This is a genomic window from Bacillus sp. z33, assembly GCF_058313615.1.
This window is the reverse complement of sequence record NZ_JBZFQN010000001.1, coordinates 1311540-1325513: the sequence shown is the minus strand read 5'-3', so window position 1 is coordinate 1325513 and position 13974 is coordinate 1311540. Positions and strand designations below refer to the sequence as shown.

Annotated in this window: 12 protein-coding genes and 1 pseudogene; 12 read left to right on the top strand and 1 reads right to left on the bottom strand. The window is 39.1% G+C overall.

Annotation, left to right across the window (positions count from 1 at the left end; all coding sequences use genetic code 11):
* Nucleotides 1-82 precede the first annotated feature (82 nt).
* From ystJ to AC4G3L_RS06210, 8 genes and pseudogenes are all read left to right on the top strand, one after another.
* Nucleotides 83-1321, top strand: coding sequence for an NADP-dependent malic enzyme (gene ystJ / locus AC4G3L_RS06245; RefSeq protein ID WP_491076098.1), 1239 nt, complete (start codon nt 83-85; stop codon nt 1319-1321).
* A gap of 6 nt (nt 1322-1327) precedes the next feature.
* Nucleotides 1328-1978 carry a FadR/GntR family transcriptional regulator gene (locus tag AC4G3L_RS06240; protein ID WP_491076097.1) on the top strand — a complete coding sequence of 217 codons (651 nt, stop codon included), beginning with the start codon at nt 1328-1330 and terminating at the stop codon, nt 1976-1978.
* 360 nt (nt 1979-2338) lie between these two features.
* A complete protein-coding gene (accD, locus tag AC4G3L_RS06235; protein ID WP_491076096.1) occupies nt 2339-3202 on the top strand; it encodes an acetyl-CoA carboxylase, carboxyltransferase subunit beta in 864 nt (287 codons plus the stop codon).
* Nucleotides 3202-4179 (top strand): acetyl-CoA carboxylase carboxyl transferase subunit alpha, encoded by a 978-nt coding sequence (gene accA, locus AC4G3L_RS06230; protein WP_491076251.1) that lies wholly within the window; start codon nt 3202-3204, stop codon nt 4177-4179. The genes accD and accA overlap by 1 nt, the downstream gene beginning before the upstream one ends.
* 281 nt (nt 4180-4460) lie before the next feature.
* Nucleotides 4461-4652 (top strand): annotated as a pseudogene (locus AC4G3L_RS06225) (transposase); the annotation flags it as partial.
* A 340-nt stretch (nt 4653-4992) separates the two neighbouring features.
* Nucleotides 4993-5952, top strand: coding sequence for a 6-phosphofructokinase (gene pfkA / locus AC4G3L_RS06220; protein ID WP_491076095.1), 960 nt, complete (start codon nt 4993-4995; stop codon nt 5950-5952).
* A 28-nt stretch (nt 5953-5980) separates the two neighbouring features.
* Nucleotides 5981-7741, top strand: coding sequence for a pyruvate kinase (pyk, locus tag AC4G3L_RS06215; protein WP_491076094.1), 1761 nt, complete (start codon nt 5981-5983; stop codon nt 7739-7741).
* 134 nt (nt 7742-7875) lie between these two features.
* Complete coding sequence (locus AC4G3L_RS06210; RefSeq protein WP_491076093.1) at nt 7876-8268, top strand: FxsA family protein; 393 nt, start codon at nt 7876-7878, stop codon at nt 8266-8268.
* Between the two features lie 50 nt (nt 8269-8318).
* Here the strand turns inward: AC4G3L_RS06210 and ytvI are convergent, their stop codons facing one another.
* The gene (gene ytvI / locus AC4G3L_RS06205; protein WP_491076092.1) at nt 8319-9449 is read right to left on the bottom strand and encodes a sporulation integral membrane protein YtvI; all 1131 of its coding nucleotides are present in this window, start codon (nt 9447-9449) and stop codon (nt 8319-8321) included.
* Between the two features lie 158 nt (nt 9450-9607).
* Here ytvI and AC4G3L_RS06200 point away from each other — a divergent pair, with 158 nt between their 5' ends.
* The 4 genes from AC4G3L_RS06200 (at nt 9608) to mdh (ending at nt 13933) form a co-directional block, all read left to right on the top strand.
* Nucleotides 9608-10066, top strand: a complete 459-nt coding sequence (locus AC4G3L_RS06200; protein WP_491076091.1) for a DUF441 domain-containing protein — start codon at nt 9608-9610, stop codon at nt 10064-10066.
* Nucleotides 10067-10390: 324 nt separating this feature from the next.
* A complete protein-coding gene (gene citZ / locus AC4G3L_RS06195) occupies nt 10391-11506 on the top strand; it encodes a citrate synthase (RefSeq protein WP_491076090.1) in 1116 nt (371 codons plus the stop codon).
* Between the two features lie 152 nt (nt 11507-11658).
* Nucleotides 11659-12930: an NADP-dependent isocitrate dehydrogenase gene (gene icd, locus AC4G3L_RS06190; RefSeq protein ID WP_491076089.1), complete on the top strand. Its 1272-nt coding sequence runs from the start codon at nt 11659-11661 to the stop codon at nt 12928-12930.
* 64 nt (nt 12931-12994) lie between these two features.
* The gene (gene mdh / locus AC4G3L_RS06185; RefSeq protein WP_491076088.1) at nt 12995-13933 is read left to right on the top strand and encodes a malate dehydrogenase; all 939 of its coding nucleotides are present in this window, start codon (nt 12995-12997) and stop codon (nt 13931-13933) included.
* Nucleotides 13934-13974 lie beyond the last annotated feature (41 nt).

Sequence of the window (13974 nt, the reverse complement as noted above, 5' to 3'; positions counted from 1 at the left end):
TGTGATATATTTACAGTATAATTTCAGGCCTGACCAAAAATGGATTCAATTGTCTTTATATAATAAAAAGGGGTGTAGGTAATTGACATTAAGAGAAGAAGCGTTGCATATGCATCGTTTAAATAAAGGGAAACTGGAAACGGTAGCCAAGGTACCTCTGCGGAATGCACATGACTTAAGTCTTGCATATTCTCCTGGTGTAGCCGAACCATGTAAACTTATACATGATAAGCCTGAGGCAGTATATGAATATACTATTAAGGGCAATATGGTGGCCGTGGTATCAGATGGAACAGCGGTATTAGGTCTTGGAAATATCGGCCCGGAAGCAGCATTGCCGGTCATGGAAGGCAAAGCATTACTATTTAAAGCATTTGCGGGAGTCGATGCATTCCCAATCTGTTTAAATACAAACGACGTTGATAAAATTGTAGAGACCGTAAAATTACTTGAACCTACCTTTGGCGGAATTAATTTAGAAGATATTGCTGCTCCAAATTGTTTTGTCATTGAAGAAAGACTTAAAAAAGAAATAAATATCCCCGTTTTCCATGACGATCAGCATGGTACAGCGATTGTGACGGTTGCAGGTCTGGTCAATGCCCTGAAACTGTCCAATAAAAAAATGTCTGAGATAAAAGTGGTAGCGAACGGCGCGGGGGCTGCCGGTATAGCTATTATTAAACTTCTTTATAACTATGGTGTACGCGATTTAATCATGTGCGATAGTAAAGGTGCCATTTACGAAGATCGTGCTTATGGTATGAATACTGTAAAAGCTCAAGTCGCTAAATACACCAATAGAGATCGAATGGAAGGAAGTTTGGAAGATGTCATTAAAGATGCAGATGTCTTTATCGGCGTATCGGTTGCTGGTGCATTGACATCAGAAATGATTAAATCTATGGCCCCTGATCCAATCATTTTTGCAATGGCTAATCCAGTTCCTGAAATTATGCCGAAATTGGCTAAAGAAGCGGGAGCAGCTGTTGTGGGTACGGGAAGATCAGATTTTCCCAATCAGGTAAATAATGTATTAGCTTTCCCGGGAATCTTTAGAGGGGCACTTGATGTCAGAGCGACTCATATTAATGAGAAAATGAAAGTTGCAGCTGTTGAGGCGATTGCCAATCTGATTGCAGACGAAGAATTACACGCGGATTATGTCATACCGGCACCTTTTGATCCACGGGTTGCGCCGGCAGTAGCTGCAGCAGTAGCAAAAGCGGCTATGGAAACAGGGGTTGCCAGATTAAAAGTTGACCCTGAAGAAATCAGAAAGAAGACAGAATTACTATCCTCCATTGGAAAAAGTGAGTGATGACAGATGCAACAGCAAACTGAGGGACAATCCAAAGTATATTTAGAGATAGTTCGTAAACTGCAAAGAATGATTGAAGAAGACCATCTTGTTTCAGGAGATAAAATTCCTTCTGAAAGGGAACTGTCAGATCGATTAAATGTTGGCCGTTCCTCAGTCAGAGAAGCTTTGAGAGCACTGGAACTTTTAGGGCTGATTGAAACAAGAAGGGGAGAAGGTACATTCATACATGATTTCCAGGAGCATAAGCTTGTAGAATTACTCGGTTCATTTTTTATTTTAGAAGGTAAAACAAAGAAAGATTTAATTGAAGTGAAAATATTGCTGGAAAAAGATTGTATACGAATAATGGCTGAATTTAATCAGAGGAATCCAGAGGCTATTAAAGATTTATATAATTGGGCCAGAAACAACGCATTTACAGATGAGGCTTACTTCTCCAAATTGGCCGAATTGACAGAAAATCGTTTGATGGAGAGAATATGGAAAACGGTAAATAGTTATTGCAAAGCATCGGGCTATGAATTTTTCATTAAGGATCCGAAGCAGTATATCATTTTGGCTGCTTTACTTGAAAACGGCCAAAAAGATGAAGCGCTTGAAATATACGAGACAAAAATCAGAGAAAACATCAGAGATTTTGTGATAAGTGAATAAAAAACCATCATATATTGGCCTTATAAAGGTACATTTTGTAAACTATATAAGGCCAAATTCCTAAACCTTACAAACCTTTTAATTCAATGACTTCACTAGGACATAGGATTGAGAGGTTTAAAGGTTTTTTTGTTTTACTAAGTCATTAAAGGAAATAATTAAACATAATAAATTTTCTAAGTAACTACGTCCTTTGCAGCAGAAGAGAGGAAACGGAGTCCACCAAGTAGTTTGTCCTATTACCATAGTCTGTATATATCTGAATGGAAGGCAGGTATAATAGATAAGGTGCTTTTCTGAAATCACTGGCTGATGAAATAATGAGTAGGTTCATTGTAATACGAAAGGGGATCGAGAGCTTTGTTGAAAGACATGTTTTCTCGCACAAAGAAAAAGAAGTATGCAACTATTCCTTCCGAGCAAGCTAAACAAGATGTACCTGAAGGAATTATGATGAAATGCCCATCCTGTAAAAATATTAATTACTCAAAAGAAATATTAAAGAATGATAAAGTTTGCCCAAAATGTGGGTATCATCACCCGATGAATGCCGTTGAACGTTTAAGCAGCTTATTGGATAAGGATTCATTTGAGGAATACGATCGGGAAATGATTTCTGGAAATCCATTGAATTTCCCTAATTATACTGAAAAGCTAAATAGTGATCGAAACAAGACGAATCAGAATGAAGCGGTAGTAACAGGGGTAGGTCGAATCGGTGGTCAGACCACTGTCGTTGCCATAATGGATTCTACCTTTCGGATGGGCAGTATGGGCTCTGTGGTTGGTGAGAAGATTACAAGGGCCATTGAAAAAGCGGATGAATTAAAGTTGCCATTTGTTATATTTACGGCCTCTGGTGGAGCCAGAATGCAAGAGGGAGTTATAAGTCTCATGCAAATGGCGAAAACGAGTGCGGCTTTAAAACGGTTTAGTGAACGGTCGGGACTGATTATTTCAGTTATGACTCATCCGACAACTGGTGGGGTGTCAGCAAGTTTCGCATCACTCGGGGATTATAATCTTGCAGAACCGGGTGCTTTAATAGGATTTGCCGGTCGCCGTATTATCGAGCAAACCATCCACGAAAAATTACCGGAGGATTTTCAAACAGCTGAATTCCTGTTAAAACATGGTCAACTAGATGCAGTGGTGCCAAGATGTGAAATGAAACAGACATTGGCTGCTATTATTGATATTCATACAACAGGGGGGGATAAATGATGCCGGGAGAATTGTCATTTGAAAAACCAATACAGGATCTTCAAAAAAAAATAAATGAATTGAAGAAAATGACTACATATTCGGATGGAGATTTTACAGAAGAAATTATAAAGCTGGATGAACGGCTGGCTGAATTGGAAAAAGAGTTGTATCAAAATATAAAGCCATGGGATCGTGTGGAAATAGCCAGGTATTCATTGCGGCCTACCACCTGCGATTACATAGAACAGTTATTTACGTCATTCTTTGAGTGTCATGGGGATCGACTTTTTGGTGATGATGAAGCAATAGTAGGCGGTATAGCCAAATATCATGGAATGCCAGTGACCGTAATTGGCCATCAGCGGGGCAAAGACACGAAAGATAATATTCGCCGAAATTTTGGTATGCCTCATCCGGAAGGATACAGAAAAGCTTTACGATTAATGAAGCAGGCAGAAAAATTTAAGAGACCTATTATCTGTTTTATTGATACAAAGGGAGCCTATCCTGGTAAGGCGGCAGAAGAACGGGGACAAAGTGAAGCTATCGCCAGGAATTTATTCGAAATGGCTGGCTTAAAAGTACCTATCGTATGTATTGTAATTGGCGAAGGGGGAAGTGGAGGAGCATTGGCTCTTGGTGTGGGTGACCATATCCATATGCTTGAGAATTCCACCTACTCAGTTATTTCTCCTGAAGGTGCGGCATCCATCCTTTGGAAAGATGCCTCCATGGCAAAGAAAGCGGCAGAATCGATGAAGATTACGGCACCTGATTTGAAAGAGTTGGGCATTATAGATGAGATTATTCCTGAAGTACTTGGGGGTGCCCACCGTTCGGTGAAAGATCAGGCAAAGGAAATAGATAAAATCTTACAGAAGTCGTTGGATCAATTAAAAGAAATGAGCAGCGAGGAATTGGTTAATAGAAGGTATGACAAATATAAAAATATAGGGAAGTATGATTTTTCAGCTCACTTTGCAACAAATCATTAAACGTACTACATATTAGATGTACGTTTCAGACTGTAGACAAAGTCCTTATTTTAGGGGACCTTGTCTACAGTTTTTTGTTTTCTCTGTCCTCTTCTATCCAGTTCACGCTATTTTCTGCAGAATGGGCTCGCTTTCCGCGGGCAAGCATCAAGCCTCCTCGTGCTTTGCACTGGGTCTGGATACGCTTGTTTTTCCCGCAGGAGTCTCGCTCATTCTGCAGAAAATAGGTCACTGCGTTATAGGGGGGTTCTCTGTTTAAGACATAAATCCTCTGTAGGCAAATGAATCGTGAACAGTTAGAGGTGATTACGTTAGAACAACTTGTGCCGGAGAACCATTTGGTTTGTAAAGTAGAAGCCGCCATTGATTTTTCGTTTATCTATCCACTGGTTGAGGATAAATATTCGGCTGAACGTGGGCGTCCAAGTATTGATCCAGTCGTATTAATCAAAATGACATTCATTCAATATATAATTCAGAAATCGGCCTCTATTGGGTCATTCTGAATTCCTTTTGTCTACAATCTGAAACGTACATATTAGATGTACGTTTCTTTTTTTGTGGTTTAGGGAAAAATACAAGAAATGTCCATTATTTAAAATTCCCTTGAAAAATATTGAAGAACAACCATCATGGTACCGTTTTCATAAAAATTTCCTTGGTACAAGGGGCTTTACGAAAGGTTTTTGTTATCATAGAATAAGGATGCGATGTGAATATGATTAAACGGAAACAACTTATATTTCGTGATTGTGTTTCTGTCTATTACAGATGTATACTCAATGAGGATAATACTAAACACGGGGTGATATCATGAAAAGAATAGGTGTATTAACAAGTGGGGGAGATTCACCAGGCATGAATGCTGCGGTACGTGCCGTTGTAAGAAAAGCCATTTTCCACGATTTAGAGGTTTATGGAATTTATAACGGATATCAAGGCCTTCTGAATGGAAACATTAAAAAGCTGGAGATTGGTTCAGTAGGAGATATTATACATAGAGGCGGAACGATGCTGTATACTGCTCGTTGTCCAGAATTCAAGGAAAGAGATGTTCAATTAAAGGGAATTGAGCAATTAAAGAAATTTGGGATTGAAGGGCTTGTCGTTATAGGTGGAGATGGGTCTTATCGTGGAGCCAGAGCCTTAACAGAGCATGGATTTCCATGTATAGGTGTACCTGGAACGATTGATAATGATATTCCAGGGACAGAATTCACAATTGGATTTGATACAGCCTTGAACACAGTTATTGATTCTATTGATAAAATCAGAGATACAGCAACATCACACGAACGAACATACGTCATAGAGGTTATGGGAAGAAATGCCGGAGATCTTGCATTATGGGCAGGACTTGCCGGTGGAGCGGAATCTATTCTTATTCCTGAAGAAAACTATGATATGAATGATATCATTAATAAGCTGCAGCGTGGGCATGATAGAGGAAAGAAACACAGTATTATTATTGTTGCTGAAGGTGTAGGCAGTGGTATGGAAATCGGTAAAGAAATCCAGGAACGCACTGGTCATGAAACGCGCGTGACTGTTTTGGGACATGTTCAGCGCGGGGGATCACCAACAGCGACTGATCGCGTTTTAGCCAGTCGGTTGGCTGCTAAAGCTGTTGAATTGCTTCTTGAAGGTACAGGAGGTCGCGCAGTAGGAATCGTTAACAACAAATTAGTTGATTATGACATTATTGAAGCGTTAAAGATGCCGCATGCGATTGACCAAAAAATGTATGAGTTATCTCAGGAGCTTTCAATTTAATTAAGAAGTAAAAATAGGAGGATACAACATGCGTAAAACAAAAATCGTATGTACGATTGGACCAGCCAGTGAGACATTAGAAAAGTTAAAAGCATTAATGGAGGCAGGAATGAATGTTGCCCGTCTTAACTTTTCTCATGGCAGTCACGAAGAACATCGTGCAAGAATACAAACTATTCGTCAGGCTGCTAAAGAAACTGGCAAAACTGTAGGAATTTTACTTGATACAAAAGGTCCGGAAATTCGCACACATAATATGGAGAATGATGGCTTTGAATTAGTGGCTGGTCAAGATGTCACGATTTCTATGACTGAAGTACTTGGTACTCCGGAAAAATTCTCAATTACTTATGAAGGTCTCATTGATGATGTTCATGAGGGATCCAGAATTTTGGTAGATGATGGGTTAATCGGCCTTGAAGTAACAGGTTTGGATAAGGATAAAAAAGAAATCTATACAAAAGTTCTTAACACGGGAATGATTAAGAACAAAAAAGGTGTAAACGTACCAGGAGTTTCTGTGAAATTACCGGGAATTACACAGAAGGATGCTGAAGATATCGTTTTCGGTATTCAGGAAGAAGTTGATTTTATTGCAGCTTCCTTTGTTAGAAGAGGCGCGGACGTTCTTGAAATCAGAGAATTACTTGAAAAGCATAATGCCGGTCATATCCAAATCATCCCGAAAATCGAAAATCATGAGGGTGTAGAAAACATTGAAGAAATCTTAGAGGTTTCTGATGGTCTAATGGTAGCACGTGGAGATCTTGGCGTTGAAATTCCTGCTGAAGATGTACCTCTTGTCCAAAAAGATTTAATTAAACGCTGCAATACACTGGGCAAACCGGTTATTACGGCAACACAAATGCTTGATTCTATGCAACGTAATCCGCGTCCAACACGTGCGGAAGCAAGTGACGTGGCAAACGCAATCTTTGATGGAACGGATGCAATTATGCTCTCTGGTGAAACAGCTGCCGGCCATTATCCAGTTGAAGCGGTTCAAACGATGCATAATATTGCTAGTAAAGCAGAAACTGCTTTAAATTATAAGGCCATTCTATCTGCTCGCAGTAAAGATCATGATTATAGTGTGACGGATGCAATTGGACAATCTGTAGCCCATACAGCTTTAAACTTAAAGGTTTCAGCTATTATTACACCAACACAAAGCGGCTCAACGGCACGTGTGATTTCCCGTTACCGTCCTAAAACACCTATTATCGCAATCACGTCTGATGAAAGAGTTATGAGACGATTAGCATTGGTATCCGGTGTTTATCCAATTTTGGGTACTCTTACAACAACTACTGATGACATGCTTGAAAATGCAGTACAAGCAGCTACAGAGCAAAACTTGGTAAAACCAGGTGAGTTGGTTATTATCACAGCAGGTGTACCAGTGAATGAATCAGGTACAACAAACATTATGAAAATCCATCTAATTGGATCTGTGTTAGCAAGTGCCCAAGGAATTGGACGAAAATCTGCTTGCGGCCGCGTTGTGATTGCGAACAATGCTGAAGATGCGATTGCTAAAGTTCAAGAAGGATCTATTTTAGTTACAAATGCAACTGATAAAGACATGATGCCAGCAATTGAAAAATGCGCAGCCTTGGTAACAGAAGAAGGCGGTTTAACGAGTCATGCTGCTGTTGTAGGTTTAAGCCAGGGTATTCCGGTTATTGTTGGAGTTGAAAATGCAACAAGCCTATTTACGCATAACCAAGTTATAACTGTAGATAGCCGCAGTGGCCGTATTTACGAAGGAAATACTGGAATTCTGTAATAAGCAGGATGGAAATGGAGCTGTTTGTTTAGCTGTTTGCTAATTTAAACAGCTCTTTTTTTAATCCTTGACTATGAATTATGCTAAACTAAAACGAAATGGCGTAATAACATTTGGCAATTAGGAGGTTATGAATGAAGCTTACAACCATATTTTTCATTCTTATACCAATTATAGAAATTATCGTGTTGTTGGTTTCCGGTTCATATTTAGGAATTGGTTGGACTGTTTTCCTTATCTTTTTTACCGGAATAATCGGGGTATTTTTGGCTAAGAAACAGGGCCTTCAAACCATTCGACGTGCACAAGAACAAATGAGTAAAGGGTTTATGCCGGGTGAAGAAGTCTTTAACGGGATTTGTATTCTGGTCGGAGGTTTCCTGCTTTTGCTGCCTGGTTTTATTAGTGATTTTGCTGGGTTTCTATTGCTTATTCCCTATACAAGGAAAGGTCTTAAGCCAATCCTTTATACTTTGCTTACAAAATACATGAACAAATCACGTAAGACGATTACAATTATTCGATAAATCAGGGGGCTGCTTCTAGCGATAAAAATCGTTAGAAGCAGCCCTTCCATTTATTTTCTAATAATGGGAGGTTTAGGGCCCATGATAAAGTTTTTCAAATCCTGAAGGATATGCAATTTATATAATGTTCGCAAGATAACTAGGACAATCGGCCCAACGATAAAACCTAGGAACCCGATCAGTTTAAATCCGACAAATATTGAAACTAGTGTCGCCAATGGATCAAGGCCAATGCTGGAGGAAAGAATTTTTGGTTCCATGAATTGTCTTTGGACGATTACCACGGTATATAAAATACCAAGTCCAAGTGCTAAGCCGAGGTTGCCAATAATCAGTTCATAAATGATCCATGGAATAAATACTAATCCTGTACCAAGATAGGGTAGTAAATCAACAAAGCCGATAATAAGGGCAATCGTTATAGCATAATTCACCCGCAGTATTAACAAACCCACCAGAACAATCAATGCGGTTATGGATATTAAAGTGAGTTGTGCTCTTATAAATCCAAATAATGCTTTTTCCAACTCTTTAAGCACATTCTTTAGATTATACATTGCTTTATTCGGCAGGCTTTTTTCGCTGTATTGAAGTAATTTATCCCATCTTTTTGCAATGAAAAATGTTGCCAGCAAAGTAAATAGGGCCCCTGTTCCCACGCTTGGGAGCCAGCCAATAAAAACAGGGATAAAGCCTAAACTGGACTGAAGGATTGATCCTATCATGCTGCCTGCTTCCTTCCCTATGTGCTCAATATTGGACAGAATCGTATCCTGCTGTCCGGTATCGAGGGTATTAAAGAAGGATATAATTTTTTGGTAAAATGGAAGTATATGGTTTGTGAAGTAATTTTGAGTAAATACAATCATCGTATTTAAATGTTCAGGTAATACTTCTGACAAATAGGTGATACCGACAACCACTTCAGATACAAGAAAAGTAATCAAACCAGCAATAAGTGCAACGGTAACAAGCATAGAAAGTATAACGGATAAGCTTCTTGGTATCTTAAGTTTATTTGTTAAGAATGAGATAAAGGGCTTAAGCAGATAGGCAAACGCTAAGCCAATAATAAATGGGTACGTATATTTAGCTGTAAGAAGCAGTAAATAAAAGGACAGGTATACCCCAACAATAACAATCACAAAGCGTAAAACTTTATAAAGATGTTCAAGGTTCATTCGGTCCTCCTTTATTTCGCTTTCTAAATTTAATTATAGTCTTTACTTTAGTCTAAGGAAAGTTCATATATTGCCAAAAGAGCCATTTTTTGAAATAATCAGACTTATTTGCGTTGCTTTGATATCTATATTTTTTCAACAAGGAAGGAAGAGACACCATGTATAGTCCATACATATTTTTGGGGATTTTACTAGCTATAGGATTAGTTGCAAAGAATAGTTCACTTACATTTGCTGCTTTCTTTTTAATTGTCATGAAAATAGTTGGTTTGGATGGTAAGTTGTTCAGCCAAATTCAGGCAAAGGGGATTAATTGGGGGGTTACGATTATTACGATTGCTGTACTAGTTCCAATTGCTACTGGTCATATAGGGTTTAAGCAGTTAGCGGATGCCATGAAATCTCCATATGCCTGGATCGCCATGATCTCAGGGATTGCGGTTGCATTAATAGCAAAGAATGGCGTACAGCTACTGGTAGATGATCCACATATAACGGTAGCGCTTGTTTTTGGTACAGTCCTTGCTGTAGGTCTATTTAATGGGGTAGCTGTAGGACCGTTAATCGGAGCGGGTATTGCCTATCTGGCGATGCAGCTTATTAATTTATTTAGATAGTTTTATAAGTGGATAATTTTAGAATTTTGTAAGGTGTTTTCGTTTCACAAATTACACTTAATTGTTTATAATTGAAAACAAGACATAGATTTCACATTTTTGTAAAAAAATTCATGTGAAATCTATTGTTATTCTGAGCAATCGTTCATCAAGGGGGAAGCTGGGTAATTTTTATGCTCTTATGATAACGCTTACTTATAAGTAAGAGATATAAATGTGATGAAAGCTTATAGGCAGTACATACATTACAGGAAAGCGATTACCCAATTCATCAACTGAAAATCAGGAACACAGGGGAGATTTCTAGCAAAGGAGAGATGGATCATGTCTGTTACAAAAGGTCTTGAAGGAATAGTGGCTACATCATCTTCAATCAGTTCTATTATCGATGATACATTGACATACGTCGGATTCGATATCGATGATTTAGCTGATAATGCAAGTTTTGAAGAGGTTATTTATTTGTTATGGCATCGAAGATTACCCAACAAGCTAGAATTAGAGGATTTGAAAAATCAACTTGCTGTAAATGCAGGATTGCCTGATGAAATGATTGAGCACTTCAAAATGTATCCGATTGATAAGGTACATCCAATGGGTGCACTAAGAACAGCTGTATCTTTATTGGGGTTATATGATGAAGAAGCTGATATTATGGATGAAGAAGCGAATTTTAGAAAAGCACTGCGTCTGCAAGCCAAAGTCCCATCCATTGTGACAGCTTTTTCACGGATTCGTAAAGGAAAAGAACCTATTGCACCGCGTAAAGATTTTGGATATGCACAGAATTTTCTCTATATGTTAAATGGTAAAGAGCCAGAGCAGATTGAAATCGAAGCCTTTAACAAAGCTTTGGTTTTACATGCTGACCATGAATTGAATGCGTCTACATTTACTGCCCGTGTATGTGTGGCGACCCTTTCGGATATCTATTCAGGTGTTACAGCAGCAATCGGTGCTTTAAAAGGCCCATTGCATGGGGGAGCTAATGAAGCAGTTATGAAAATGCTGACTGAAATAGGTTCTGTGGAAAATGTTGAGAGCTATATAAAAACTAAATTATCAAATAAAGAAAAAATAATGGGCTTTGGTCATCGTGTTTACAGACAGGGAGACCCAAGGGCAAAACATCTTCGTGAAATGTCCCAAAAGCTGACTAATCTAACAGGTGAACCAGTATGGTACGAAATATCGGCTAAAATCGAAGAGTTGGTTACTTCACAAAAGCCGCTGCCGCCAAATGTAGATTTTTATTCTGCTTCTGTATACCATAGTCTTGGGATAGACCATGATTTATTTACACCGATTTTTGCAGTGAGCCGTATGTCAGGCTGGATTGCCCATATACTGGAGCAATATGAAAATAACCGATTAATCCGTCCGCGCGCTGAATATGTGGGACCGGGTATGCAAAAATATATTCCGATTGAAGAACGTTAAAAACAAGTGCCTGAAATTATCTGATAGTTATCAATAGTATGGTTTGTTAATTAACTTTTAGATAGTTATACTTAAATTTATAGATTTAGAGAAGAGGTTAGCTGAAACTAAGCGTTTCACTAACCTTGTATAATGATGTTGGAGGGGTTTGAATGAGCAAGGGAGAAAAAATCACAGTGGTCGATGGAGTGCTGCAAGTACCCAATCAGGCAATTATTCCGTTTATTGAGGGAGATGGAACAGGTCCGGATATTTGGGCAGCTTCATCCAGAGTATTAGAAGCGGCAGTAAACAAAGCATACAATGGGGAAAAAGAAATTGTTTGGAAAGAAGTATTAGCTGGTGAGAAAGCATTTAAACAGACAGGGGAATGGCTGCCTAAAGAGACGCTTGACGTAATTAAAGATTATCTGATTGCGATTAAAGGACCGCTTACAACACCGGTTGGCGGAGGAATCCGTTCCTTAAACGTAGCGTTGCGCCAGGAACTTGATTTATATACTTGCCTGCGTCCGGTTCGTTATTTTAACGGTGTTCCTTCACCAGTTAAAAGACCAGAGGACACAGACATGGTTATATTCCGTGAAAATACAGAAGATATTTATGCGGGAATTGAGTATGCAAAGGGATCAGACGAGGTTAAAAAATTACTAACCTTCCTGCGCGAAGAAATGGGTGTTTCTAAAATCCGTTTCCCTGAAACTTCCGGACTTGGTATCAAGCCTATTTCCGAAGAAGGAACAAAGCGCCTTGTCAGAGCTGCACTTAATTATGTAATTAAAGAAGGGCGTAAATCTCTTACACTCGTTCATAAAGGAAATATAATGAAGTATACAGAGGGAGCCTTCAAAAACTGGGGTTATGAGGTTGCTGAAGAGGAATTTAGCGATCAAGTGTTCACATGGGCACAGTATGACCGCATTAAGGATGCGGAAGGTACAGAGGCAGCTAACAAAGCTCAGGCAGATGCAGAGGCAGCCGGTAAAATTATTGTGAAAGATTCCATTGCAGATATCTTCCTTCAACAAATTTTAACTAGACCAAGGGAATTTGATGTAGTGGCAACTATGAACTTAAATGGAGATTATATCTCCGATGCTCTTGCAGCGCAGGTTGGAGGAATTGGAATTGCACCTGGTGCCAACATTAACTATATAACAGGGCACGCCATTTTTGAAGCAACACATGGAACAGCACCTAAATATGCCGGTCTTGATAAAGTAAATCCATCTTCTGTTATTTTATCAGGTGTATTAATGCTTGAGCATCTTGGTTGGAATGAGGCTGCCAAGTTAATTACTCAATCAATGGAAAAAACAATTGATTCAAAAGTGGTTACATATGACTTTGCCCGTTTAATGGATGGCGCGAGTGAAGTGAAATGTTCTCAATTTGCTGATGAACTAATTAAAAATATGGATTAAAGATTTGTGGAGGGGTGATCCGATAAAAAGGATTGCTCCTTTTAAAAATTGGAGGTAGATAAGAATGTCTTTTAACCGAAAAAAAATATCTGTCATTGGAAGTGGTTTTACAGGGGCTACAACTGCCTTTCTTTTAGCTCAAAAAGAACTGGGGGATGTCGTGCTGGTTGATATTCCGCAAATGGAGAATCCAACAAAGGGTAAAGCTCTGGATATGGCAGAAGCAGCACCCGTACAGGGATTTGATGCATCCATAACTGGAACATCCAATTATGAAGATACAAAGGATTCTGATCTGGTAATCATTACTGCTGGAATTGCACGTAAACCAGGAATGAGCCGGGATGATCTTGTTCAGACGAACCAAAAGATTATGAGATCCGTAGCAAAGGAAATTGTAAAATATTCTCCTGATAGTTATATCATCGTACTAACTAATCCAGTTGATGCCATGACCTATACGGTATTTAAGGAAACTGGATTTCCTAAAAATCGTGTAATTGGTCAATCGGGTGTATTGGATACGGCACGATTCCGTACATTTATTGCTCAGGAATTACATTTATCGGTTAAAGATATAACTGGTTTTGTATTGGGCGGACACGGCGATGATATGGTCCCTCTTATACGCTATTCATATGCTGGTGGAATTCCGCTGGAAACACTCCTGCCAAAGGAACGTTTGGAGGAAATCGTTGAACGTACAAGGAAGGGCGGAGGAGAAATTGTTAACCTTTTAGGTAACGGCAGTGCATACTATGCACCCGCAGCTTCACTTGTTGAGATGGCTGAAGCGATTATAAAGGATCAGCGCAGAGTAATTCCGGCGATTGCGTACTTGGAAGGTGAATATGGATATAATGGAATTTACTTAGGTGTTCCGACTATTCTGGGTGCGAACGGAATTGAAAAAGTTATAGAGTTTGAGTTATTGCAAGATGAAAAAGCAGCGCTTGATAAATCTGCTGAAGCTGTTCGTTCTGTAATGTCTGTGCTTGCTTAAGTTCATGCTGTTTAAAAAATCGGAGGATTTTATTCTCCGAT

Bases quoted from the DNA above. Each gene is read 5' to 3' on its own strand.
- AC4G3L_RS06240 (WP_491076097.1), top strand. From the start codon at position 1,328: ATGCAACAGCAAACTGAGGGACAATCCAAAGTATATTTAGAGATAGTT.
- accA (WP_491076251.1), top strand. From the start codon at position 3,202: ATGCCGGGAGAATTGTCATTTGAAAAACCAATACAGGATCTTCAAAAA.
- pfkA (WP_491076095.1), top strand. From the start codon at position 4,993: ATGAAAAGAATAGGTGTATTAACAAGTGGGGGAGATTCACCAGGCATG.
- pyk (WP_491076094.1), top strand. From the start codon at position 5,981: ATGCGTAAAACAAAAATCGTATGTACGATTGGACCAGCCAGTGAGACA.
- AC4G3L_RS06210 (WP_491076093.1), top strand. From the start codon at position 7,876: ATGAAGCTTACAACCATATTTTTCATTCTTATACCAATTATAGAAATT.
- ytvI (WP_491076092.1), bottom strand. From the start codon at position 9,449: ATGAACCTTGAACATCTTTATAAAGTTTTACGCTTTGTGATTGTTATT.
- AC4G3L_RS06200 (WP_491076091.1), top strand. From the start codon at position 9,608: ATGTATAGTCCATACATATTTTTGGGGATTTTACTAGCTATAGGATTA.
- citZ (WP_491076090.1), top strand. From the start codon at position 10,391: ATGTCTGTTACAAAAGGTCTTGAAGGAATAGTGGCTACATCATCTTCA.
- icd (WP_491076089.1), top strand. From the start codon at position 11,659: ATGAGCAAGGGAGAAAAAATCACAGTGGTCGATGGAGTGCTGCAAGTA.
- mdh (WP_491076088.1), top strand. From the start codon at position 12,995: ATGTCTTTTAACCGAAAAAAAATATCTGTCATTGGAAGTGGTTTTACA.